The 24,298-nt window shown below is 70.1% G+C and carries 22 protein-coding genes; 13 read left to right on the top strand and 9 right to left on the bottom strand.

Features of this window, described 5'->3' with window-relative positions:
• The first annotated feature begins 236 nt into the window (after nt 1-236).
• The 4 genes from AW272_RS02670 to AW272_RS02655 all read left to right on the top strand — a co-directional run bounded on the left by AW272_RS02670 (nt 237) and on the right by AW272_RS02655 (nt 3,828).
• Nucleotides 237-677, top strand: a complete 441-nt coding sequence (locus AW272_RS02670; RefSeq protein ID WP_157518216.1) for a hypothetical protein — start codon at nt 237-239, stop codon at nt 675-677.
• A gap of 103 nt (nt 678-780) precedes the next feature.
• Nucleotides 781-1,176 (top strand): hypothetical protein, encoded by a 396-nt coding sequence (locus AW272_RS02665; protein WP_174551784.1) that lies wholly within the window; start codon nt 781-783, stop codon nt 1,174-1,176.
• Nucleotides 1,176-3,443 (top strand): tetratricopeptide repeat protein, encoded by a 2,268-nt coding sequence (locus AW272_RS02660; protein WP_066360716.1) that lies wholly within the window; start codon nt 1,176-1,178, stop codon nt 3,441-3,443. The genes AW272_RS02665 and AW272_RS02660 overlap by 1 nt, the downstream gene beginning before the upstream one ends.
• A gap of 85 nt (nt 3,444-3,528) precedes the next feature.
• Entirely contained in the window at nt 3,529-3,828 is a 300-nt protein-coding gene (locus tag AW272_RS02655) for a hypothetical protein (protein ID WP_157518213.1), read from the top strand.
• Between the two features lie 37 nt (nt 3,829-3,865).
• On the opposite strand, the gene AW272_RS02650 is transcribed toward AW272_RS02655, so the two are convergent.
• Complete coding sequence (locus AW272_RS02650) at nt 3,866-4,204, bottom strand: hypothetical protein (RefSeq protein WP_066360712.1); 339 nt, start codon at nt 4,202-4,204, stop codon at nt 3,866-3,868.
• A 128-nt stretch (nt 4,205-4,332) separates the two neighbouring features.
• A complete protein-coding gene (locus AW272_RS02645; RefSeq protein WP_066360711.1) occupies nt 4,333-5,802 on the bottom strand; it encodes a DUF1996 domain-containing protein in 1,470 nt (489 codons plus the stop codon).
• A gap of 241 nt (nt 5,803-6,043) precedes the next feature.
• On the opposite strand from AW272_RS02645, the gene AW272_RS02640 reads away from it, so the two are divergent.
• Genes AW272_RS02640 through AW272_RS02625 form a run of 4 tightly spaced genes read left to right on the top strand, consistent with a single transcriptional unit; the run spans nt 6,044 to nt 10,558 of the window.
• Nucleotides 6,044-6,490, top strand: coding sequence for a (2Fe-2S)-binding protein (locus AW272_RS02640; protein ID WP_066360709.1), 447 nt, complete (start codon nt 6,044-6,046; stop codon nt 6,488-6,490).
• The gene (locus AW272_RS02635) at nt 6,483-7,463 is read left to right on the top strand and encodes an FAD binding domain-containing protein (RefSeq protein WP_066360706.1); all 981 of its coding nucleotides are present in this window, start codon (nt 6,483-6,485) and stop codon (nt 7,461-7,463) included. The genes AW272_RS02640 and AW272_RS02635 overlap by 8 nt, the downstream gene beginning before the upstream one ends.
• Complete coding sequence (locus AW272_RS02630; RefSeq protein WP_066360704.1) at nt 7,460-9,667, top strand: xanthine dehydrogenase family protein molybdopterin-binding subunit; 2,208 nt, start codon at nt 7,460-7,462, stop codon at nt 9,665-9,667. Before AW272_RS02635 ends, AW272_RS02630 begins: the two co-directional genes overlap by 4 nt.
• A gap of 57 nt (nt 9,668-9,724) precedes the next feature.
• Entirely contained in the window at nt 9,725-10,558 is an 834-nt protein-coding gene (locus tag AW272_RS02625) for a hypothetical protein (protein WP_066360702.1), read from the top strand.
• Between the two features lie 4 nt (nt 10,559-10,562).
• Here the strand turns inward: AW272_RS02625 and AW272_RS02620 are convergent, their stop codons facing one another.
• On the bottom strand, nt 10,563-11,957 hold the full coding sequence (locus AW272_RS02620) for a serine/threonine-protein kinase (protein ID WP_066360700.1): 1,395 nt from the start codon (nt 11,955-11,957) through the stop codon (nt 10,563-10,565).
• Between the two features lie 55 nt (nt 11,958-12,012).
• Between AW272_RS02620 and AW272_RS02615 the strand changes: the two genes are divergently transcribed.
• A complete protein-coding gene (locus AW272_RS02615) occupies nt 12,013-12,615 on the top strand; it encodes a TenA family protein (protein ID WP_066360698.1) in 603 nt (200 codons plus the stop codon).
• Nucleotides 12,616-12,686: 71 nt separating this feature from the next.
• Here the strand turns inward: AW272_RS02615 and AW272_RS02610 are convergent, their stop codons facing one another.
• The 4 genes from AW272_RS02610 to AW272_RS02595 all read right to left on the bottom strand — a co-directional run bounded on the left by AW272_RS02610 (nt 12,687) and on the right by AW272_RS02595 (nt 15,607).
• A complete protein-coding gene (locus AW272_RS02610) occupies nt 12,687-13,529 on the bottom strand; it encodes a PhzF family phenazine biosynthesis protein (RefSeq protein ID WP_066360696.1) in 843 nt (280 codons plus the stop codon).
• Nucleotides 13,530-13,537: 8 nt separating this feature from the next.
• Entirely contained in the window at nt 13,538-13,987 is a 450-nt protein-coding gene (locus AW272_RS02605) for a DUF3307 domain-containing protein (RefSeq protein WP_066361196.1), read from the bottom strand.
• A gap of 85 nt (nt 13,988-14,072) precedes the next feature.
• Nucleotides 14,073-14,729, bottom strand: a complete 657-nt coding sequence (locus tag AW272_RS02600) for a Crp/Fnr family transcriptional regulator (protein ID WP_066360694.1) — start codon at nt 14,727-14,729, stop codon at nt 14,073-14,075.
• Nucleotides 14,726-15,607, bottom strand: coding sequence for an LLM class flavin-dependent oxidoreductase (locus AW272_RS02595; RefSeq protein WP_066360692.1), 882 nt, complete (start codon nt 15,605-15,607; stop codon nt 14,726-14,728). The genes AW272_RS02600 and AW272_RS02595 overlap by 4 nt, the downstream gene beginning before the upstream one ends.
• A 62-nt stretch (nt 15,608-15,669) precedes the next feature.
• Between AW272_RS02595 and AW272_RS02590 the strand changes: the two genes are divergently transcribed.
• Nucleotides 15,670-16,872, top strand: a complete 1,203-nt coding sequence (locus AW272_RS02590) for an MFS transporter (protein ID WP_169807475.1) — start codon at nt 15,670-15,672, stop codon at nt 16,870-16,872.
• Nucleotides 16,873-16,876: 4 nt separating this feature from the next.
• Here AW272_RS02590 and AW272_RS43975 read toward each other — a convergent pair whose 3' ends face one another.
• Complete coding sequence (locus AW272_RS43975; protein ID WP_066360690.1) at nt 16,877-18,124, bottom strand: hypothetical protein; 1,248 nt, start codon at nt 18,122-18,124, stop codon at nt 16,877-16,879.
• Nucleotides 18,125-18,248: 124 nt separating this feature from the next.
• Between AW272_RS43975 and AW272_RS02580 the strand changes: the two genes are divergently transcribed.
• The 3 genes from AW272_RS02580 (at nt 18,249) to AW272_RS02570 (ending at nt 21,251) form a co-directional block, all read left to right on the top strand.
• The gene (locus AW272_RS02580; RefSeq protein WP_066360688.1) at nt 18,249-19,262 is read left to right on the top strand and encodes an NAD(P)-binding domain-containing protein; all 1,014 of its coding nucleotides are present in this window, start codon (nt 18,249-18,251) and stop codon (nt 19,260-19,262) included.
• A 196-nt stretch (nt 19,263-19,458) separates the two neighbouring features.
• Nucleotides 19,459-20,412, top strand: coding sequence for an ATP-binding cassette domain-containing protein (locus AW272_RS02575; protein WP_066360687.1), 954 nt, complete (start codon nt 19,459-19,461; stop codon nt 20,410-20,412).
• Between the two features lie 14 nt (nt 20,413-20,426).
• Nucleotides 20,427-21,251: an ABC transporter permease gene (locus tag AW272_RS02570; protein ID WP_066360686.1), complete on the top strand. Its 825-nt coding sequence runs from the start codon at nt 20,427-20,429 to the stop codon at nt 21,249-21,251.
• Here AW272_RS02570 and AW272_RS02565 read toward each other — a convergent pair.
• Nucleotides 21,233-24,295 (bottom strand): AfsR/SARP family transcriptional regulator, encoded by a 3,063-nt coding sequence (locus AW272_RS02565; protein WP_066360681.1) that lies wholly within the window; start codon nt 24,293-24,295, stop codon nt 21,233-21,235. The genes AW272_RS02570 and AW272_RS02565 overlap by 19 nt on opposite strands.
• Between the last annotated feature and the right edge of the window lie 3 nt (nt 24,296-24,298).

Genomic DNA, 24,298 nt, shown 5'->3' with positions numbered 1-24,298 from the left:
GTCGGTGCCAGGGTGGGCGGAGCCGTAACAGAAAGTGGGTTTTTGCTTGTCAGGCGTCAGGAAGAGAAACGGCCGAGCCCGGTGATCCGGCTCGGCCGTTTTCGATGGTGCGGGGGTGGTCGGTCAGGAGGGTCTGGGCGGTGAGGCGGACCTGGCGTTCGCCCTCGGGGTCGGGAACCGGCCGAACTTCCACCTTCGCCGGTGCGTCTCAAGGACCGACGAAAGGAGTCCGCCGGATGCGCCCGCCCCTTCGCACTGTGCTGGTCGTCGCGCTGATCCTCGTGGTGGATCTGACGGTGGTCGGCGGCCTGCTGTGGCATCTCGACGCCGTGAAGCGCGACACGCTCTTCGGCGACGGCGACAGCGTCATCCGCGGGCTCGGTGACCCCACCTTCGAGCAGTACCTGGACGAGATGCGCAGGCGGATGCGCGCGGCCTACCCCGCCGTCGCCCTGGCGCTGGTCGTGCTGGCGAACCTGCTGCTCGTGGCCCGCCGCCGGGTGCGGCCGCTGGCGGTCGTGCAGTGGGCGCTCATCGGGTATGTGGCCGTGGTCGCGCTCTACTGGAACCCGACCTGGTACGACGACCATGACAGCTCGCTCACCCCGCCCGCGATCAGGGTGTTCTCCGATGGTTCGAGCAGCCGCGGCGACGTGTTGATCGCATCGAACACCTGACGCACCCCACGCGTGCGGATCAGGCAAGAAGCACACTGGACATTCGGTGCGTTATCCGCCGATCACATTGTGCGATCTTGGTGATTGGTTGATGATGGCCGCTATGCGCAGGCGTGTGCTGATATGGGGCGGGATCGCGGTCGCCATGGTCGCCGCGATCGGGTTGGGTGTCTACCTGTCGAGGGTGGAGCTGGCGGAGGCCGACCAGCTGGCCAGTGTGATCGGGGTGTTCGTCGCTCTGGCCGGGCTGGGGGTGGCGTTGTACGGATTGCTGGCCGGCAGAAGCGGCGGCGGGGTGGACGCCGCCGCGGAGGACAGCGGCGATGGGCAGACCAGGCCGAATGTCACGGCTTCGGGTGAGCGGTCGGTCGCCATCGGCGGTGACAACAGCGGGATCGTCTCCACCGGGGACAATGCGCGCAATGTGCAGATGAACGCGAAGGCGTCCGGGTCGGGGCGGGTGTATCAGGCCGGCGGCGACCAGACCATCAACGAGTGATGAACAGCCCCGCACCGGCCGGTCAGGACGAGCCGGACCAAGGTCCCGCCGGATCGACCCGGATGGAGGCCACCGCCTCCGGCCAGGGCCGGATCAATCAGGCCGGCCACAACCAGTTCATCTTCAACCTCCCGCCGCTGCCCGCGCCGGCTCGGCAGATCGTCGAGGGGGACATTCCCCAGCGGCCGCGCGCCTTCCAGCAGCGAGGTGATCTGCTGGCGCGGTTGCATGGGCAGGTGGACGGGCGGGGCGCGGCGGTGATCGATGCGGTCACCGGCACGCCGGGGGTGGGCAAGAGCCTGCTGGCCGCCTCTTACGCGTGGGCGTGCCAGCGGGCCGGGTGGCCGGTCATCGCCTGGATCACCGCTGAAACCGAAGACCAGATCGTCACCGGCCTGGCCGCTCTGGCGCGCCGCCTGGAGGTCGTCGTCGCGGGCGAGGACGCGTTCGCTTCCGCGGTCAGGGCGCGGGACTGGCTGGCGGCCAGCCGGCAGGCTTCGTTGTTGGTGTTCGACAACGCCGCACAAGTGGAGTCGGTGCGGCGGTGGTGCCCGGCCACCGGAGCCGCCCGAATTCTGATCACCACCCGCAACCGCGCCTTCCACACCTTGTACGAGGCGGTCGACGTCGGCGTCTTCACCCCCGGCCAAGCGGTGAACTTCCTGCACGAACGCACCCAGCGCACCACTCCGGGCGCCGACCAGGTCGCCGCCGAGCTGGGGTGTCTGCCGCTGGCGATCGGGCAGGCCGGCGCCTACATCCACCGGCGCCGCCTGACCTACCCCGCCTACCTCACCTTGCTCCGCGACTACCCACTGGACCGGTACTTGCCCGACGCCGGTGACGGCTACCCTGCCGGGACCGTGCAGGCCACCTTGCTGTCGATCGACCAGGCCGAACAGACCATCCCCAGGGCGCGGGCCCTGCTGGAGCTGCTGTCGGCCCTGTCGGAGGCCGGTGTCCCCCGGGCGATCCTGTACGGCACCACCGAACCCGACCCCGCCGACACCGAGGACATCGACCAACTGCTGGCCGATCTGGCCGACACCTCGCTCGTCAGCTTCAGCGACGACGGCACCACGGTCCTCATGCACCGCCTCACCAGCCGCGTGCTGCGCGAACGCGCCACCACCACCGCAGCCGGCGGCGGAAGCCGCCTGGCAGAGGTGCTCGACAACGCCATCGACCTGCTGGACGGATTCAACGCCCACATCCCTGACGGCGCCGCCACCTGGGCCGCCCGCTCCGCCGTCGACATGCTCGTCGAACAGACCACAAGCCTTCACATCCTGGCCGCCGACCTCGGAGAACCGCCCGGAAGCCTGCTCTCCTTACGCGCCTCGTGCGGGAGCCACCTCCGGCACTTGGCTGACCTGGGCCGCGCCATCCCGCTGTTCCAGCAGAATCTGGCCGACTTCGAGCAGGTGCTGGGCGGCGACCACCCCGACACCCTGGCCTCCCGCAACAAACTCGCCGACGCCTACCAAGCGGCGGGGAACCTGGGCCGGGCCATCCCGCTGTTCCAGCAGAACCTGACCGATGCCGAGCGGGTGCTGGGCGGCGACCACCCCGACACCCTGACCTCCCGCGGTAATCTCGCCAGCGCTTACCGGGAGGCGGGGGATCTGAGCCGGGCCATCCCGCTGTTCCAGCAGAACCTGGCCGACTTCGAGCAGGGGCTGGGCAGCGACCACGCCGATACCCAGATCTCCCGCAACAACCTCGCAGGCGCCTACCGGGCGGCGGGAGACCTGGGACCGGCCATCCGGCTGTTCCAGCAGAACCTGGCCGATCGGGAGCGGATGCTGGGCGGCGACCACCCCGACACCCTGGTCTCCCGCAACAACCTCGCCGACGCCTACCAAGCGGCGGGGGACCTGGGCCGGGCCATCCGGCTGTTCCAGCAGAACCTGGCCGATCGGGAACGGGTGCTGAGCGGCGACCACCCCGACACCCTGGCCTCCCGCAACAACCTCGCCATTGCCTACTACGCGGCAGGGGATCTGCATCAGGCCATCCGGCTGTTCCAGCAGAACCTGGCCGATCAAGAGCGGGTGCTGGGCGACGATCACCTCCACATTCTGCGATCTCGCAGCAACCTCGCCAGTGTCTACGGGATGGCGGGGGATCTGGGCCGGGCCATCTCGCTGTTCGAGCAGCTCCTGACCGACTGCGAACGCATCCTGGGAGCCGATCACCCGACATCAAGGAATGTGCGCACCAACTTGCTGGCCTTCCGTCAGCGGGCCGACCTGTACAGCGATTGAGCACTCCTCCGGCGGGCCCCTCAAGGTGGTCGGAACCGCAACAGATCGCCCGAGTTTCTACTACGTGGAATCGCAGCCCATTCCCGTGGGAGCGCCGACAGACGTACCGGAGACCTCCCTGCTGCTGATGAAGACCTTCATCCAGCGGCTGGACGGCACGGGGTTCCGGGAGTCACCGCTGACGGGGTACTCGTGGCTGGCCCACGGCGGCAGGCTGCTCACCGATGTACGCCACCGCTTCTTCGACCCCGGCCGGAATCGGCTGGTCACCCTCGACGACCTCGTCGAGGTGCCGGAGAGCGTGGGCAGGAACGACGATCTGGTCCACGGGAGGAGCGCCGACCCGGCGGTGTCGTGGCTGGTGAACCTCAAGGCGATCGGCTGACCCGAGGGCGTCCGGGCCACGGCTGATGGAGCGTGGTCTAGTTCTGGATCTCGAGCGGGCCCTCGTCGAAGACCGTGATGTCGGTGACGATGGGGAGGGGATGCGGCCAGTCCACGTTGACCACGAAGGTCACGCCCTGGTTGGAATCCCACGGAGGGCCGTGCGGTGCGATGTTGGAGACCGTCACGTTCGCGGAGCCGATGAATCGCTGGTGGTTGGCGTCGGCGAAGCCGCCGTGCGCGTCGGGGTCCGACTCCGGGATGTACTCGCTGGCGGCGACGTGCACGATCGAGTTGGCGTTGATCGCCCCCCAGTTGAAGTTGAGCGAGGTCCGCCCCTTGAGCGGTCCCCAGTACTTGCGGATGTGCTGTGGCATGGTCCGTCCCCTCCGCCGGTGCTGTGGCACCAAGACTCGCGGGAACGCGATCTCGTCGCATGAGTAGGGGCGTACTCAAAAAAGAGCGGCGCGGCCTGATGGCCGCGCCGCTCCTCATGCGGAATGGGTTACTTCTTCCAGCCCGGCGTGACGCCGCACTTGGCCTTCTGGTTGATGCAGACCTTCACGAGGGCGTTCAGGTTGGCCGGCGTCCACGCGTTCATGAAGTCGCCGTGGATCGACGACGCCATGCCCGACGACAGCGCGAGGCCGTCGCCGCCGAGCGAGTCGAAGCCGAGCATGAACGAGAGGTTCGGGACCGCGACCGGGTAGTCGCCGGTGCAGGTGCCGTTCTTCGCCGGGCCCATGTGCGACTTGTGGTCGGGCGAGTCGATGTTCTTGCCGTCCCAGCAGTCCTGGAAGGTCAGCTGGTAGATCAGGTTGCCGCCCGGGGCGCAGACGGGCCAGTTGCCGTCGGCGCTGCGGCCGGTCTCGGCGCTGCCGGCGCACCAGAACTGGCCGGAGGCACCCTTGGGGGTCGCGACCTGGCGCTTGGCGTCACCCTGGACGACGCGCAGGCCCGGCGGGAAGGGGCGGACCTCGGACGGGTCCTTCAGGCGGGAGCCGTAGTAAACGCGGAAGTTCTTGTACGGGACCGGCTTGCCGTTCTTCAGCAGAGTCGGGGCCCAGTAGGCGCTGGTGTCGCCGGGGGCGTCACAAGTGGTTTCGCTCTTGAACAGGTCCGCGGTGGTGGTCTTGGCCGTCACCTTGGGGCCGAAGAAGGTGTGCAGGTGGGAGGCGCCGACCAGGCCGGGCAGGACGATCGGGTCGTCCGCGGCCTCGTTGGCCACCGTGCAGTTGGCGTGGAACTCGGGGACGCGGACGATGTTCGCGGGGACCGTCTCGAACGGGACCTTGTTGTAGTCGGCCAGGACCTTCTGCCACGCGGCCTGGTCGACGGGGACCCAGCCGGCGGCCGGGGTGGTCGGGTTGGTGCCGCCGCCACCGCCGCTGGTCGGCGTCGGGCTCGGGGTGGTGGGCTTGGTGGGGGTCGGGGTGGGGGTGGGGTCGGTGGTGCCCCCGCCGCCGCCTGCGGTGCCGAAGACCTGGAACTCCCACAGGGAGACGCCGTACTGGCTGTTGCGCTTGGTCGCGTACAGACGCACGAAGCGGCCGGTGGCCGAGACGTTGATGGTCTGGACGCCGCCCTTGCCGGCGGTGGTGGTGTGCGCCGTCGTCCAGGGGCCGCCAGCGGCGGCGGAGGTCTGGATCTGGAAGGCCGTGGCGTAGGCCCGCTCCCAGTTGATGACGACCTGCTTGATGGCGGTGGACTTGCCGAGGTCGACCGCGAGCCACTGCGGGTCGCTGAACTTGCTGGACCAGCGGGTGGCGGTCTTGCCGTCGAAGGCGGCCGCGGGCGCCAGATCACCGCGCTCAGAAGAGGAGGCGGTGGCGGTACGGCCCTGCGAGAGGGGCACCTCGGCCGCGGAGGCGGCGCTCACCAGGGAGGTGCTCATGAGGCCGGCGAGGACACCGGCCAGCGCCAGGCGGCGGACCTGACGTCCGGCTCGGATGCCGCGCGAGGCGGTAGTGCTCATGGTGAATGGGGTCCTTGTCCTGTTGAGGAGGCGGCGCTCGCACGCGCCGACACATAGGAGACCCGCAGGTCACCGGTGGATAACGGAAACTTCGGAGAAACTCGGAAGTTTTGTTCAGCCCGTTGGAGGCCCCCGGAGACAGGTGGAGGTCAGATCTCGCCCATGGGGGCGTTGATCCTCGTCCGCACAGGCTTGAAAGGGCCCCCACCTGCACGGTTAGCGTCACTACAAAGGGGGACTCATGACCACGCTGATCGTCAACGGCATGGAATATCCGCTGGACCTGGCTGACCCCCGGGTCACTCTCCTCGACGCCCTCCGCGACAAACTCGGGCTCACCGGCACGAAGAAGGGCTGTGACCAGGGCGCCTGCGGGGCCTGCACGGTGATCGCCGACGGGCGGCGCATCCTGTCGTGCCTCACGCTGGCGGCGCAGTGCGACGACCGGGAGATCACCACGATCGAGGGGCTGGAGTCCCATCCGATGCAGGAGGCGTTCATGCGGCACGACGCCTTCCAGTGCGGCTACTGCACCTCGGGGCAGATCATGTCGGCCGTGGCCCTGCTGGGTGAGAACCGGGCCGGCAACGACGCCGACATCCGCGAGTTCATGAGCGGCAACCTGTGCCGCTGCGGCGCCTACTCCAACATCGTCTCGGCGGTCCGGGAGGTGGCCCGTCATGCGTGAGTTCCGGTACGAACGCCCTTCCACGGTCGCCGAGGCGATATCCGCGGTGGCCGGCGACCCGGACGCCGACTTCCTGGCCGGGGGGACGACCGAGGTCGACCTGATGAAGGACGGCGTGTTCCATCCCGATCTGCTCGTCGACATCACCCGGCTGCCGCTGCGGGGAGTGCGCAAGAACGGCACGATGCTCCAGGTGGGGGCGCTGACCACCATGGAGGAGCTGGCGGCCGACCGTACGCTCATCGAACGGGCGCCCTTCGTCAGGGAGGCCCTGCTGCTGGGCGCGTCGACGCAGCTGCGCAACATGGCGACCATCGGCGGCAACCTGCTCCAGCGCACCCGCTGCCGCTACTTCCGCGACCCGGCCGTGCCCGCGTGCAACAAGCGGGAGCCCGGGAGCGGCTGCGAGGCGGTCGCCAGCGTGGCCCGGATGCACGCGATCCTCGGGGCGAGCCGTGACTGCATCGCGCTGCACGCCTCCGACCTGGCCGTGGCGCTGGTCGCCCTCGACGCGGTGGTGCACCTGCAGAGCGAGGACGGGGAGCGGACCGTACCGCTGACGCAGTTCTACCTGATGCCCGGCGACACGCCGAACCGGGAGAACGTGCTCAGGCACGGCGAGCTCATCACCGCGATCGACCTGCCGTTGCCGCCTGAGGGGATCAGGTCGACCTATCTGAAGGTCCGGGATCGGGCCTCGTACGAGTTCGCGCTCACCTCCGCCGCCGTCGCGCTGACCATGGACGGGTCGGTCATCACCGAGGCCCGGATCGCCATGGGCGGCGTGGGGACCATCCCGTGGCGCGGGTTCGAGGCCGAAGAGGTGCTGCGGAACGCCCCCGCCACCCCCGACGCCTTCCGGAGCGCGGCCGAGGGCATGATCCACGACCCTTACGTCGTGCCCGGCACCGCGTTCAAGGTCGAACTCGCCAAACGAACCCTGGTCAGGGCGCTGACGGAGGTGACCTCGTGACGACGATTCAGCAGCCGCGCATACTCGGGCCCGGCGTCAACCGCGTGGACGGACCGCTGAAGGTCACCGGCCAGGCCAGATACCCCAACGACTTCAGCCTCCCCGGCATGGCCTTCGCGGCCGTGGTGCGGTCGACGATCCCGTCCGGGCGGATCACCCGCCTGGACACCACGGCGGCCGGGAAGTCGGCGGGCGTGCTCGAGGTGATCACTCATGAGAACGCCGACCACCTCGACGAGGCGCCGGCCACGTTCATCAAGAACCCGCAGGCGCCGCTGCAGAACGACGTGATCCGCTACTACGGGCAGTACATCGCCGTCGTGGTCGCCGACACGCAGCAGAACGCCACCGCCGCGGCCGACCTGATCGAGGTCGAGTACGAGCGCCGCGAGGCCCTGCTCGACCCGCACGACCCGAGGGCCGAACGCATCAAGGACCCGTGGGGGGAGGACACCGCCTGGGGCGACGTCAGGACGGCGCTCAAGCGCGCGCCGGTGATGATCGACCAGACGTACACGACCTCGGACAACACCAACAACCCGCTGGGCCTGTTCACCACCCTCGCGGCCTGGGACGGCGACACGCTGACCCTGCACGACTCCAACCAGTGGCCGAACATGGTCCAGCTGGTGGTGTCGTCGATGTTCGGCGTCCCCAAGGACGCCGTGCGGGTGCTGACGCCGTTCGTCGGCGGCGGGTTCGGCGCCGGGCTGCGCTGCTGGTCGCACATCCCGCTCGCGGTGATGGCCGCCCGGCACGTCGGCCGCCCGGTGAAGCTGGAGCTGACCCGGCCGGAGATGTTCACCGGCCTCGGCCACCGCACCAGCAGCGTCAACTGGCTCAAACTCGGCGCGACCCGCGACGGCCGGCTGACCGCGATCGAACACGAGAGTCTCACCACGCTCCCGATGGACGGCGACGAGTACGAACCCTGCTCGTCGGTCTCCACCTGGTCCTACGCCAGCCCCAACGTGACCACCCGCGACCAGCAGGTCCGCCTCAACATCCCGTGGACGAACTTCATGCGCGCCCCCGGCGACTCCCAGGGCAACTTCGCGCTGGAGTCGGCCATCGACGAGCTGGCCTGGGAGGTCGGGCTCGACCCGCTGGAGATCCGGCTGCTCAACTACGCCGAGGTCGATCCGAAGACCGGCCGCCCGTGGTCGAGCAACGCGCTGCGCCAGTGCCTGGAGGTCGGCGCGCGGCGGTTCGGCTGGTCGCAGCGGAACCCGGAGATCGGCTCGATGCGCGACGGCCACGAGCTGATCGGCTACGGCGTGGCCGGGGTCAGCTTCTTCTGGTACCAGCAGCCGTGCGCGGCCAGGGTGATCGTCCGGGGCGACGGCTCGGCCTATGTGCGCAGCGCGGTGACCGACATCGGGACCGGGACGTACACGATCATGGCCCAGCTCGCCGCCCAGTTGCTCGGGCTGGACGTCGAGCAGGTCGAGATGCAGCTCGGCGACACCGAGATGCCGGCCGGCACCGCGGCGGGCGGCTCCGGCCTGACGGCCGCGCTCGGCAGCGCCGTGCACGACGCGTGCGGGCGGCTGATCCAGAAGTTCGTCGAGCTGGCCAAGACCGATCCGTTCTCGCCCCTGGCCGACGTGCCGTACGAGCAGGTCGAGGTCTCCGAGGGCCGTCTCTACCGCCGCGGTGAGCCGACGCGCGGGGAGTCGCTGGCGCGGATCCTGGCCGTCCACGGCCTGGACGAGATGGCGGCCGACGGCGACTCGACACCCAATTCACCCGACGAACTCGGGATGACGCCGGCCGGAGCGCGGGGCGCCCGTTTCGTGGAGGTACGGATCGACGAGGACCTCGGGCGGATCAGGCTGGCCAGGATCGTGACGGTCAACGACGGCGGCCGGATCCTGAACGAGAAGCTGGCCCGCAGCCAGATCCTCGGGGGGACCGTCGGCGGCATCGGGATGGCGCTGTTCGAGGACACGGTGACCGACATGGACACCGGTCGCATCGCCAACGCGACCTTCGGCGACTACCTGATCCCGGTGAACGCCGACGTCCCGGACGTCCACATCGAGTTCGTCGGGGAACCCGACGCGTTCAACCCGATCGGGGTGAAGGGGATCGGCGAGATCGGCCTGGTCGGGGTGGCGCCCGCCATCGCGAACGCGATCTTCCACGCGACCGGGAAGCGGATCAGGTCGCTGCCGATCACGCTGGATGAGGTCATGGGTTAATTGCAAGGAGAGCGGCCGTAAAGCCGACTGCAAGCCGAATTGAGCACTATTGGTGTCATGAAGGCCGCTCTCCCCCTCGCCGTCGTCTTCCTCGCACTCACCACTGGCTGCGCCGCCCTCTCCGGCGAACAGCCCACCACTGGCACCGCACACGAGGTGACCAGCACCGCCGCCCCCGAAGCCTCCGACGAACCGGCCGCCCCCTCGGACCCGTCTTCGGATCCGGCTTCGGATCCGGCTTCGGATCCGGCTTCGGATCCTGCGGAGGCTCAGCCCGGCGTCATCGCCGACGGCGCCGAGATCTCGGCCGAGCTCACCCGCGCCGGGCAGCGGGACGCCTACCCGCTCGACCTGGGCGACGCCCGCGAGTTCTTCGTGACCGACATGTCCGGCGACGCCATCGAGTTCCAGGTCGTCTCCGAGGTCGACGGCGAACCGATCGGCCCGGCCGGGGTCGCCTTCTCGTGGGGTTCCACCGTCGTGAAGCTCACCAAAGCCGGGAAACACCGTCTCGAGGTGTACGGGGGCACGAACGTCATCGGCCCCTACAGCTTCCGCGTGGCGACGGTGAAGGTCCGCGACATCCCCACCACGATCGGCCTGAACATCAACGGCCAGCTCGACGTGCCCGGCCGCATCGACCGCTACGAGTTCGACTCCGACGGCGCGAAGGCCATTAAGATCATCGGCGGGAACGGCGCCTGCGAGGCCATCGAACTGGAGCTCGTGGACGCGGCCGAGAAGAGCATCTCGACCCCGCGCCAGCCGATCCCGCTGTGCGGGTACGAGGCGGACATCGCCCTCGCGAACGGCGACGGGTCCTACGCGCTGGTCGTCAGGTCGGGGGCCGCCAAGACCGGCGGCTACACGTTCCAGATCACCCGGGCATGACCTCTCAGGACCTGCCGAGGGTGCCCTGGTATCCGGTCGAGCCGCCGCCCTCCTGACCTTCGAAGCCCAGCGTGGCCGGTTTGATGAGCGTGAGGGTGATGTCGCCCCCGACGCACTGACCACGCTGGACGAGGGCCATCAGCAGGATCTCGCCGTTCTGGCGGGTCCCGCTGAGCTGGACGGCCTGCTCGCAGTCGTCGCGCTGCCAGGTGCCCCGCTGGGCGCCGCGTTCGAGCGTGAGCGTGACGGCGGTCGGATTGGAGCGATCGTCGTCGCGGAAGACCTCGCCGGTCCAGGTCCCGGCGAAGGATTCGGGGATGCCCTCGCCCTGGGCGGCCCGGCCGCCTCCTTGCCCGTCGGCGGTCGCGGCGGAGCTCTCCTGGCCGCCGGAATCGGTCGCGGGATCCTCCTGGCCACCCGATTCGGTGGCCGGGTCCTGCTCGACGGCCCGGGTGGCCGGGTCGGTCTGGGCGCCGGTTTCCGAGGGGCCGCCGACGGCGGTCCACACGATTCCGGCCGTCACCGCGATGGCGAAGCCGACGCCGGCGGCGGCCAGGCGCGCCCCCATGTGGCGCTTCCGCTCCCGCAGCACCGCCGTCTGCGGGCCCGTTCCGACGAGCAGGGTGAACAGGTCGTGGGCCGTGGGCCGGGACTCGGGGTCTTTGGCCAGGCAGCGGGTCAGGGTCTCCCGCAGGGGCGAGGGCACGCCGTCGAGCCGGGGCGGCGCGGTGAGGATGCGGCTGAAGACGGCCGCCACGGTGTCGTTGCCGAACGGCGGCTCGCCGGTCGCCGCGTAGACCATGGTCGCCGCCCACGAGAACACGTCGGCCGCGGCCGACCCGTGGACGCCGTTGAGCTGCTCGGGGGCCATGTAGGGCGGGGTGCCGGAAATGGATGTGGGCATCGTGCTCGCGTCGGCGAGCTGGGCGATGCCGAAGTCGACCACGCGCGGCCCGTCGGGGCCGAGCAGGATGTTGGCGGGCTTGAAGTCGCGGTGGACCACCCCGGCGGTGTGGATCGCCGCCAGCGCGGCGGCGGTGTTCACGGCCAGCCGCTCGAGGTCGCCTCCGCGCAGAGGCCCCAGATCACGCAGCCGGTCCTGCAGGGAGGGCCCGTCGATGAACTCGCTGACCACGAAGGGAGCGGGCCGGTCGAGCTCGGCGTGCAGGACCCGGGCGGTGCAGAAGGGCGCGACCCGCTGCGCGGACTCCAGCTCTCGCGCCAGCCGCCGCCGGATGCCGGGATCGGCCCCGCCGCGCAGCAGTTTGACGGCCACCCGCTCACCGGCCGGGGAGCGGGCTTCGTAGACGATCCCCTGACCGCCCTCGCCCAGCCGCCGAACCAGTTCGAAGGCTCCGAGTGCGGGCGGATCTCCCGGCTCCAGTGGGCCAGCGGGCATGGCATCACCTTAGCGCCCGGGGGAATCGTCGGACCCGGCGGGTAAAAATGGGGTCGTGTCGCTTTCCCAAGAACTGCACAGTCTCGGCCGTCCGCTCGTGGAGCGGCAGCTCGCCCATCCGACCGTCCGGGGGATCGCCGACGGCAGTCTGCCCGAGGCGACCTTCCGCGCCTGGCTGGAACAGGACTACCTGTTCCTGCTCGACTACGTCCGGGTCTTCTCCCGGCTCGCCTGGCAGGCGCCCGACGCGCATCTGGGCGACCTCGTCGACCTCGCCTACGCGACCTTCCACGACGAACTCTCGCTGCACCGGTCGATGTCGGCCCGCTACGGCGCCGACCTGAACACGGCCACCAAGGGCAAGGCGTGCGCGGACTACACCGAGTTCCTGCTCGACAGCGCCGCCCATTACGGCGAGGGGCTGGCGGCGCTCTATCCGTGCATGTGGGGTTATTCGACGCTCGGTCAGGCACTCGCCGAGAAGGCCGCGCCGCGTTATCGGGCGTGGGTCGACACCTACGCCGATCCGGGTTTCCAGGCGCTCACCGAACGCATCGCTTCAATGATCGACGAGGCCGACGTCCATCCAGGGCGGGCACGGGAACTGTTCCTGCGCGGGATGGAACATGAGATCGCGTTCTGGGATGTCGCCCATTAGCCATGACCCCGCCGACCAGGGCCATGGCACGGCATGATCGTACACTTTTCACGCCAGACCGACCGGGGTGCTCAGGGCTCGCTGTCGAACCTCACGGCCCGGCCGCTGACCCTGATCCGCTGGTCGTCGGGCAGCGGGGCGGCGGTCAGCAGGCTGGGGCGGCCCATGTCGGCGCCCTGGTGGATGGTGACGACGTCGTCCTCCTTGATCAGGGCGAGGTCGCGCAGGTAGCCGGTGAAGGCCGCGGCCGCCGCGCCGGTGGCGGGGTCTTCGACCACTCCGCCGGGCGGGAACGGGTTGCGGGCGTGGAAGATCAGCGGCGACTCGGCCCAGAAGAGGTTCACGGTGATCCAGTCGCGGGCGGCCATCAGGGCGCCGAGGGCCTCGAAGTCGTAGTCGAGGCCGGCCAGCAGCTCTCGTGAGGTCAGGCCGAGGATCAGGTGGTTCATGCCGGCGTTGGCGACGTGGACCGGGTAGGCGGGGTCGAGGTCGCCGGGGGCGTATCCCAGGGCGTTCAGCGCGGCCGTGACGTCGGCGGGGTCGGCCGCGCGGGTGCTCGCGGGCGGCGAGGTGAGCGTGGCGGTGACCGGGCCGTTCGGTTCGGCCACCACGTCGACGTCGACCGGGCCGGCCTTGGTGGTGAGGTGGAGGGTGCCGGAGCCGCTGACTTCGCCGAGCGCCACCGAGGTGGCGATGGTGGCGTGGCCGCAGAAGGCGACCTCGGCCAGCGGGCTGAAGTAGCGGATCGTGTAGCGGGAGCCGCCCTCGGGGAACAGGAACGCGGTCTCGGAGTAGCCCAGGTCGGCGGCGACGGCGAGCATCTCGGCGTCGGTGTGGCCGGTGGCGTCGAGCACGACCCCGGCCGGGTTGCCGCCGGACGGGTCGGTGGTGAAGGCCGCGTACCTGAGGATCATGACGCCCCCTAGACGATGATCAGTGCCGAGACGAAGAGCCAGGCGAGATGCCAGGTCTGGTCAAGAACATACGCCCCCGTCCCGATGGAGGGGTTGTCGTCATGGCCGGGACGCGGGATGCCGAGCGAGCTGAACTTGGCCCGGCCGGTCTTGGCGGCGAGCCACTGGATCGGCCAGCGGCGGTCGGCGATCCAGTGAGTGACGCCGGTGACGGCCAGGCCGATCACCACGTCGGCGGGGGCGAAGACGGCGCCGAGCTGCCAGACCAGCACCATCAGGCCGACGAAGGCGAGTGCGACGTGGGTCAGGACGTGCCACGTGTTGGCCAGCCGACCGGCCCAGCCGGGCTGGATCTTGGTGCAGGCCTGGTGATCGGTCTGGATCCAGTGATCCACGATCATGTGGGTCGTGTAGAGCGTGACATAGACGGCGGCGAACTCCGCCAGGCGGTCGCTCATGTCCACATCGTCCTTCCCGGAACCATTCCCGCAACATGATCGACAGTAGGGCGGACCACCGGGAAGTTCTGTGAACCAGTACTCACTACGACTGACGTGCGCGGCTCCGCAGTCCGTCCATGTCACATATAAGTACGCGCCGGCGGCCCGTCTCGATCAGACCTCGGTCACGGAATCCGCGAAGTGCCTTGTTGACGGCCTCGCGGGAGGACCCGACCCAGCTCGCCAGCTCGTCCTGGGAGAGCGGGAGCACCAGGCTGACGCCGCCCGGCACCTCCTCGCCGTAGCGGTCGGCCAGTTCCACGAGCCGGTTGGCGACCCGGACGGCGGTGTCGAGCCCGCCGTATTCGACCCGTTTGCGGTCGGCGTCGCGCAGGCGCTCGGTGACGGTCCGCATGAGCAGCACGGCGACCCGCCCGTTCTCCCGCAGGAACCCGGCGAAGTCGTGGATGGCCAGGCCCTCGACCGGCTCGACCGCGGTCACGGTCGCCGACCGGGGCTGGCCGTCGATGGAGGCCATCTCCCCGACGACGGCGCCGGGGCCGCGTACGGCCAAGACCACTTCGGTCCCCGACTCGGTCGCGGCCGAGATCTTCACCCGTCCCGACAGGACCAGGAGCACCCACGTCGACGGGTCACCCTCGGTGAAGACGATCTCCCCGCGAGCCCACATGCGCTGCCGGCCGCGGGTCCGTAAGTCGATCTGTTCCTCTGGGGTCAGGTTGCCGAAGAGTTCGGTCATTGCGCCCCTCTGAGTTCTGGCAGCACGTCCGCCGCCACCGCGTCGAGAACCGATTCGTCACCGGCATAGATGCCAGTCTCGCGCGGCCAGGGCGCCGCCATGTCGGTGAAACCGAGTTCGGCAGACCTTCCTACAAAATCGCGATAACACTCGACACTGGACAGTGAATAGACAGGTGCCGAATCGGTCTGCAGAAGTCGGCGCACATGCTCACGTGAACGGCCCAGATCGTCGAGCGCGTCGTCGAACCGGCGGTGCGCCTCGGCGACCGCGTCCCACCATGCGCCCATGGTCTCCATGCCGGGCGCGCCGGTGGTGACCCAGCCCTCGCCGAACCGGGCCGCCAGCGCCATCGCCTTCGGCCCGTTGGCCGCCACCAGGAACGGGACGCGGGGGCGCTGCACGCAGCCGGGCGTGTTCCGGGCCTCGACCGCCGTGTAGTAGTCGCCCGACCACGACGCCCGCTCGTTGCGCAGCAGCAGGTCGAGCACCTCGACGAACTCGGCGTAGCGGGCGTGCTGGCTGGCCGGCTTCCAGCCCAGGACGCGGGAGTCGTAGTCGCCCCGGCTGCCCGCGCCGACGCCGAGCGTGAACCGGCCCTCGGAGAGGTCGTCGAGGGTGGTCAGGTCGCGGGCGAACGGCACCGGGTGGCGGAAGTTCGGCGAGGCGACCAGCAGGCCGATCTCGATGTGCGAGGTCACCATCGCGGCGGCCGCCAGGGTCGGCACCGAGCCGAACCAGGGGCCGTCGACGAGGGACCGCCAGCCCAGGTGGTCGAAGGTCCACGCGCTGTGGAAGCCGTAGGTCTCGGCCGCGCGCCAGCGGCGTTCGAGTTCCGGGCGGCGGTGTTCAGGAAGGATCGTGATTCCGGCTCGCATGAATCCATCCTGACATGTGCCCGATTTCACATATTTCCGACCAGTATTAGATGACAACGACCTTGACACGTAATCTGGTCCGGCTCTGCGTGCCCATCCTCCCTTACGACGAGAGGACACCCCTGTTGGCGCACGACCTGACCAGGGCCCGATTAGGAACGACGCTGGCTTTCGTGCTGTGCGGGATCATGTCCGGCACGCTGACGGTCCGCGTCCCCGCCATGACGGACACGATCGGCCTGACCAAGTCGCAGCTCGGCATCGTCCTGCTCGCATGGGCGGTCGGCGGGCTGCTGGCCATGCAGGGCTCCCGGCCCCTGCTGCACCGGCTGGGCAGCGCCCGGTTGCTCGTCCTGTCGATGCCGCTGAGCGCGCTCACCCTCGTCGGGGTGGCGGTGGCGCCCGGTTATCTCGTACTGATCATCGCGGCGGCCGCGTTCGGCATGGCCGTCGGGCTGTTCGACATCTCCATGAACGCCCAGGGCGCCGTGGCCGAGAACGCCTCGGGCCGGTCGCTGATGAGCGGGTTCCACGCCGGGTGGTCGATCGGGGCCATCGCGGCCGGGGCCATCGGGATCGGCGCGATCCGGCTGGACCTGTCGTTCCGCGACCACCTGATCCTGGTGGCGCTGGCCAGCCTGCCGGTGGCGGCGGCGCTGTCGCGCACGTACCTGCCGGATCCCGGCAGCGACGACGGCGACGCGGCGGTACGCCGGCGACTGCCCCCGGTGGTCTACGTGCTCGGCGTGGTGGTCTTCGCGGCCTTCATGATCGAGGGCATGGTGGGCGACTGGAACGGCCTCTACCTGCGCGACGTGCTCGGCGCCCCCGAGTCGCTGGCCGCCCTCGGCTATCCGCTGTTCGCCGGTGGCATGCTGGCCGCCCGGCTGGCCGGTGACCGGCTGCGCAGACGCTACGGCGCCGCCGCGTGCCTGCGGTTCGGCGGCATCGTGGTGGCGCTGTCGTTCGCCGTGGTGATCACGGCCCCGGTGGTGGGGGTGGCCCTGGCCGGGCTGCTGGTCGCCGGAGTGGCGATGGCCACCGTGATCCCGTTCGCGCTGTCGCTGGCGGGCGGCGCCGACCCGGCGCAGTCGGGGCCGGCCATCGCGCAGACGGCCGCCATCGGCTACGCCGGGCTACTCCTCGGACCAGTCCTGATCGGGTTCCTCGCCGACGCGACGTCGCTTCGGCTGGCCCTTTCTGCAGGACTGGTCCTCGGAGCGGTGATCTGGCTCTCGACCCGCTATCTACCGGCCGACTCCTGAATGATCAGGAGTGGGCGAGGCAGGTGGACGAGACCGTGATCACCGTGGGCAGCAGCCCGGTGTTCACGAACTGCATCTGCCACTGCGTACCACTGGCGACGCTGCGGGTGGGCGCGATCGGAATGCCCTGCGCAAGCAGCGGGACAGTCCACGAGCCACCGATCAGCGTGCTGCCGATGGGGCAGCTGCCACCGCTGGCCTGGCCGTTCAGCAGCGGGAGCAGGGTGATCGGCGCACCGGCGACGTGCAGCACACCAGTGATCGTCGAACCCGCGGGACCCTGAGCGCCGGTGGCGCCGACCGGGCCCACAGGACCGACCGGGCCGGTGGCACCGGCGGGACCCTGAGCACCGGAGGTGCCGTTCGCACCCGCGGGGCCGGCAGGACCGGCGGGACCGACGGGGCCCTCAGGACCCTCGGGGCCGGGCGGGCCGGGAATGCCGCCACCGTGATGGTGGTGGTGGTGACGCTTCTTCTTCTTTTCGTGGCCCCAGACCTGGGCGTCCTCGACACCGGGCTCCTCGTCCTCGAGGACTTCGTCCTCAAGGCCCTCGTCACCCTCGGCGTCCTCGTCGCCCTCGGCGTCGGTCTCTTCGCCCTTGCAGTGCTCGGAAGCGACCGCAGCGAGACGCTGGCCCGACCCGAAGCCGGCGTCCATGACCTCGGCACCGTCGGCGACCTGCATGCCGTCGGCCCACTCCATGCCCTGCTCCATGCCCTGGTCCATGCGAGGAGCGGTCTCGGCGCCCTCAAGCGCCTCGAAACCGGTCGTCGTCGGCTCCAGCGGCTCAAGCGGGAGCACGTGGTGACCGTGGTGGCCGTGATGACCGTGGTGACCGTGGTGCTCGTGCTCGTGGTGCTTACGCGGCTTGTGGTGGATCACGTGGTGATCGTGATGCCGGATGCACTTCTCGTGGATCAAGTGCTTGTGGTGCTTGTGGTGGTGGTGGCGGTGGTGGAAGTCGCGCTTGTGGTGGTGGTGCTTGTGAAGCCAGTGGCGGGTGTGGTCAGTCAGGTGGCGGTGGTGAATGTGGTGCCACTCCACCCGCGGCCGCTTGTGACGCCACTTGACCCACTTGGCGCGCTTGACCTTCTTGATCTTCTTGTACTTCTTGTACTTCTTCTTAATCGGCTTGTCCCAGTGACCGGCAATACCGGTCTCCGAGATCGGGGCGGCCGCCTGCGCAGGAAGCGCGGCCCCCCAGAAGCCCAGCCCCATGATTAGGGCGATCACGTACGTCCCGAACCTCATGGATCGATCATGCAATAAGTGGTCGGAACTCCTTCGGCAGCACACACAAAACAACGGGAAAGCTCGTCCCGCGAATGTCCGCTAATTCGGGAAGTTCCACGGGGTTTACTTGGTTGTCAGTCTCGTGATCGATGTCGACGTTGTGGTGATCGGGGCGGGCCAGGCCGGGCTGTCGGCCTCATACTTCCTGCGCCGGTTCGGGTTGTCGCAGGTCATCCTCGATGCGGAGGAATCCCCTGGCGGGGCCTGGCGGCACCGGTCGCCCACGCTGACCATGGACCGGGTGCACGGGATCTTCGACCTGCCCGGGATGCCCCGGCCCGCCGTCGATCCGGGGCGGACGGCGGCGGAGGCCGTACCCGAATATTTCGCCCTTTATGAAAAGACAATGGGCTTGGACGTTGTGCGCCCCCACAAAGTGGGAACTGTCAGGCCGGGTTTCGTGGTGGATGACAAATGGCGCGCACGGGCGATCGTCAATACGTCCGGCACATGGACCCGCCCCCACTGGCCCTTCTATCCCGGGCGTTTCGACGGACGGCAGCTGCACTACGCCTCTTATAGAGGCCCCGGCGAGTTCACCGGCCTGAACGTCGTGGTGGTCGGCGGCGGCCATTCGGCGATGCAGGTGCTCTCCGAGGTCGGTGCGGTCGCGAGGTCGACCGTCTGGGTGACCCGCCGCGAACCCGACTTCCGCCCCGAGGGCTTCGACGGCCGCGCGGTGGTCGCTCTGGTCGACGAACGCGTCCGCGCGGGCCTGCCGCCGCAGAGCGTGGTCAGCGTGACGGGATTGACCTACACCCCAATCGTGAAAGAGGCCCTGGAAACAGGAGCCCTCACCAGGCACCCCATGTTCACCCACATGGTCCCGGAAGGCGTGGCCTGGAACGACGAGGTGGTCCCCGCCGACGTCATCATCTGGGCGACGGGCTTCCGCGCAGACCTCCGTCACCTGGCCCCGCTGAAGCTGCGCGAACCCGGCGGCGGCATCCGCATGGACGGCACCCGCGTCGTGGCCAACCCCCTGGTCCACCTGGTCGGCTACGGCCCCTCGGCCAGCACGGTCGGCGCGAACCGGGCGGGCAGGGAAGCGGCCCGCGATCTGGCCCGGCGACTGGGGGCGAAGACCGCCGCCTGAGCCTCCGGCGGCGTTCTTGCCCGCCGAGCTTGCTGATGGGCGCCACCCGCCTGCCGACAGCTATTTATGGCTTGAGCTGCGAAAGCGCTATATCCCGCACATTTCGCTGAGAGCGGGCTGAGGCGCTGCTGAGGGTCCGCTGAGGCTGACAGGCCGCTGTGCGGCGGATGACAGCGGCGGGCCTCACTCTTGAGACATGGAATACGCATTCGAGGCTCGCGGCCTCGTAAAACGCTATGGGAAGACGACCGCGCTGGCCGGGCTCGACCTTTCCGTCCGGCAGGGCTCCGTGCTCGGGGTGCTCGGGCCGAACGGGGCCGGCAAGACCACCGCCGTCCGGATCCTGGCCACCCTGCTGCGCCCCGACGAGGGCCGGGCCTTCGTGGGCGGGCTCGACGTCGTCAAGGACGCCGCCAAGGTCCGCCGCCAGATCGGGCTGACCGGCCAGTACGCCTCCGTCGACGAAGACCTGACCGGCATCCAGAACCTGGTGCTCATCGGCCAGCTGCTGGATCTGCGCAAGAGTGAGGCCCAGGCCAGGGCCACCGAGTTGCTCAGTGAGTTCGGGCTTGCCGAAGCGGGAGCACGGCAAGCCAAGACCTACTCGGGCGGCATGCGCCGCCGCCTCGACCTCGCCGCCAGCCTGGTCGGCCGGCCCGACGTCATCTTCCTCGACGAACCCACGACGGGCCTCGACCCGTCCAAGCGCGACGACGTCTGGAACATCGTGCGCGGGCTGGTCGCCGACGGGGTGACCGTGCTGCTGACCACGCAGTATCTGGAAGAGGCCGACGCGCTGGCCGACGAGATCACCGTCATCGACCACGGCCGGTCGATCGCCCACGGCACGCCCGCCGAGCTCAAGCGGATCGTCGGCGGTCAGACCGTCATCGCCCGCCCGGCCGACCCCGCCCGTCTCGCCGAGGCCGAGGCGATCCTGACCGGCGTCTCCGGCCGCCCGGCCGAATCACCCAGCCGTGGCGTGGTCAGCGTGCCCGTCGACGGCGACACCCAGTTCACCGAAGTGGTGGCGCGGCTGGCCCAGGCCGGCATCTCCGTCACCGAACTCTCCCTGCGCCTGCCCAGCCTGGACGAGGTGTTCTTCACCCTCACCGGCGAGCGCTCCACCGACGAATCCGCCGCGGCCTGAGAAGGATCCCCCCGATGACCACCACCGTCATTCCCCCCGTCCAGAAGACGAAGGCGACCCCCACCCGGCCGCAGCCACGCCCTTTCGCACTGGTCAGACATAGTCTCGCGCTGGCGCGACGGAGCCTGATAAAGACGATCAGGACCCCCGAACAGCTGCTCGACGTGACCCTCCAGCCGATCATCTTCGTGGTGCTGTTCGTGTTCCTGCTCGGCGGCGCGATCGCCGGGGACACCCACGAGTACCTGCAGTTCCTGCTCCCGGCGATCCTGGTGCAGACCGTCGTGTTCGCCTCGGTGGCGACCGGGGTCAGCCTCAACACCGACCTCAAGAAGGGCGTCTTCGACCGGTTCCGCAGCCTCCCGATCGGGCGCTCCGCGCCGCTGATCGGGTCGGTGCTCGGCGACCTGATCCGTTACGTCGTCGCCACGCTCTCTCTGACGATCTGCGGCCTGGTCCTGGGCTTCCAGCTGGTCACCGGCATCCTGCCCGCCCTCGCGGCCGTGGTCATGACCATCGGGTTCGCGTTCTGCCTGAGCTGGGCGTTCGTCCTGCTAGGCATGGTGCTGCGCGAGCCGGGCGCGGTGCAGGGCGTCGCGTTCCTGACGATGTTCCCGCTGACCTTCGGCACCGGCATGATGGCGCCGTCCGACACCCTGCCGGGCTGGCTCCAGGCCTGGGTGAAGGTCAACCCGGTCGCCCACGCGATGGAGGCCGCCCGCGGCCTCATGATCGGCGGCCCGGTGGCCACGCACCTCGTCTGGGTCGTCGCCTGGGGCCTCGGGCTGCTGGCGCTGTTCGCGCCGCTGGCGGTGCGGGCCTACCGGCGCAGGACCTGATCGATGGCGGCCGCCCGGTCCAGGGCGGCCCCCTCGCCGTAGGCACCGAAATAGGCCTCGTCGCCGAGGGTCTCCCGCAACTGGGCGGAGATCCGGAAGACATCGGGGTTGTACGCGTCGGGGGCGCCCCGCAGCTGCTCGCTCGCGCCGAGCAGCCGGGCCGCCCCTTCGGCGTTTCCGCGCGCGCCCTCCACTTCGGCGGCCAGCACGCCGACCCGGGCCAGCACCGGCCGGTCGCGCACCGAGTCGGCCAGCTGGGCGGCCTCGGCGGCGGCGGAGGCGGCGGTCTCCAGGTCACCCTCGGCGATCGACAAGTGGCCGAAACAGGTCAGTGTCAGCGCCCGGAACTGTGGCGACACGATGCCCGACCGGTCGATGGCGAGGGCGGCCTCTTCGTACTGGACCCTCGCCTCGGCGAGGTCGCCCACCTCGCGGGCCAGATCGCCGAGCCCGACCCGGGAGAACGCGGCGTCCCTGATCGACCATTCGTTCCGGCTCGCCTCGGCCATCAGCTGGAGCTCGTGGCGGGCGCCGTCGATGTCGCCCTGGCGGCTGCGCGCGGTGGCCAGATACATGCGCTGGTGCCCGGCGTCGTCGTCGGGGTTGAGCAGCCTGGTCAGCTCGATGGCCTCCTCCAGCGACTTCACCACGAGGTCGAAGTCGCCGAACAGCATGGCCGCGTCGGCGATGAACGTCAGCGCCTGGGCCAGCCCCCAGCGGTCGCCGACCTCGCGGAATCCGGCGGCGGCCTCGCTCAGATCGGCCAGCATGCCGCTGGGGTCGCCCTCGTTCTCCCGCATGAAGCCCCGGAACATCAGCAGCATCGCCCGGCTCCACGTGTCGGCCACCGCGAAGGCCCGTTCGATCGCGGCGAGGCCGCCTTCGACGTCGTCGATGAACAGGTGGTAGATCGGGGTGATGAGACACAGCAGGGGGTCGTCGTCGACGTCGGCCGTCTGGGAGATGTCGCCGAACCGGGCGATCAGCGCCTCGCTGCCCTCCACCGGCTGGCTCATCAGCGAGTTCAGCAGATACATCATCGTGGTGACGAGCCACGCGTCCCGATCGCTCTCATCGCCGAGGTCGAGCGCCGACTTGAGCCAGGGCACCGACTCCGCCCGGCGGCCGGTGATCATCCAGAACGTGCCGAGGGCGGCGGTCATCCTGGTCGCGGTGCGGGCGTCGCCCCGCTCGATGGCGTAGTGGAAGGCGGCCAGCAGGTTGTCGTGGTCGGTGCCGAGGACACGGATCCAGGTGAGCTGCCCGTGGCCGTGCATCTGGCTGCCGCCCTCCTCGGCCAGGCTGAGGAAGTAGCGCGTGTGCGCGGTGCGGACGTGGTCGACCTCGCCGCGCTCGGCCAGGCGCTCCAGGCCGTATTCGCGGATGGTCTCCAGCATCCGGTAGCGGGGCCCGTCGATGAGCTGGAGCAGCGACCGGTCGGCCAGGGCGGCGAGCAGGTCGAGCGAGCCCCCGACGGCCTCGGCCGCCTCGGCGGTGAACCCGCCGGGGAAGACCGCGAGCCGTTCGGCCAGGTCGCGCTCGTCGTCGCCGAGCAGGTCCCAGCTCCAGGCCACCACGGCGCGCAGCGTCTGGTGCCGCGCCATCGCGGTACGGCTCCCGCCCGTCAGCAGCCGGAACCGGTCGTCGAGCCGGGCCGCCACCTGATCGACGGTGAGCGAGCGCAACCGGGCCGCGGCCAGCTCGATGGCCAGCGGCAGCCCGTCGAGACGGTGACAGATCTCCAGCACGACCGGGGTGTTCTCGGGCGTGAGGGCGAACCCGGGCCGGACCGCCTCGGCCCGGTCGAGGAACAGCCGGACCGCCGGTTCGTCGGCCAGCGGCGGCACCGGCCAGAGCGACTCGCCGAAGATCCCGAGCGCCTCACGGCTGGTGGCCAGCACCGTCAGCTGGGGGCACAGCCCCAGCAGTTCGTCGGCCAGCCGCGCGGCGGCGTCGATGAGGTGCTCGCAGTTGTCCAGCAGCAGCACGCTCTCGCCGCCCGACAGCACCTCGACGATCCGGGCGACGGTGCCGTCCTGCGCCTTGGTCTGCCCCGCCCCGACCGCGGTCAGCACCGCCTGCGGCACGTCGTCGGGGTTGGTCACCGGGGCCAGCTCCACCAGCCAGACGGGCCGGTCGAGCCCGGCGGCCATCGTGCTGGCCAGCCGGGTCTTGCCGGCTCCCCCTGGCCCGACCAGGGTGACCAGGCGGCTGTCGGCCAGCCGCCGGGAGATCTCGGCCATGTCGTGGTCGCGGCCGACGAAGCTGGTCAGCGGCGCCCGCATCGCCGGACGCCCCCTTCGCGGCCCCGGCTCCTCGCGCAGCACGGCCAGATGGGCCTCGCGCAGCTCGGGGCCTGGATCGACGCCGAGGTCGTCGGCCAGGCCGTGCCGGACCTCCTCGAAGACGGTCAGCGCCTCGGCCCGGCGGCCGGACGCCGACAGCGCCCGCATCAGCAGCGCGTGGACGCGTTCCCGCAGCGGATGGCGGGCGGCCAGGTCACGCAGCTCCGACACCACCGTCTCCGCACCGCCCAGGGCGATCTCGGCGTCGAGACGGTCTTCGGTGGCGGCCAGCCACGACTCGTCGAGCAGGGCCACGGCGGCGTCGGCGAACGGCGCATCGGCCACGTCGGCCAGCGGACGGCCCCGCCAGAGCGCCGCCGCCTCGCCCAGGCACGCGGCGGCCTGCCGGTGATCGCCGGAGGCCAGCGCGGTGCGGCCCTTCACGGCCAGGCCCGCGAACCGGCGGGCGTCGACGTTCTCCTTCGGCAGCGCCAGCCGGTAGCCGCCGGGTTCGGAGCGCAGTGCCCCCGGGTCGGGCAGCACCCGGCGCAGCCGGGACACCAGGGACTGCAGGGCGTTGGCCCGGTCGGCCGGGGGCGCGGCGCCCCACAGGGCCTCCGCGAGTTCGTCGTGGGTGATCAGACGGCCGGGGTCGAGCGCCAGACGTACAAGAAGAGCACGCAATCGGGCCCCGCCGATCGCGACAGACCCGCCCCCGTCGGCCCGCACTTCGAGCGGCCCGAGAATCCCCACGTGCATATC

Origin of the sequence: Herbidospora mongoliensis (assembly GCF_001570545.1) — a bacterium.
GTDB lineage: Bacteria > Actinomycetota > Actinomycetes > Streptosporangiales > Streptosporangiaceae > Herbidospora > Herbidospora mongoliensis.
The sequence above is the reverse complement of the archived record's forward strand: the minus strand, read 5'-3'. Positions and strand labels throughout refer to the sequence as shown.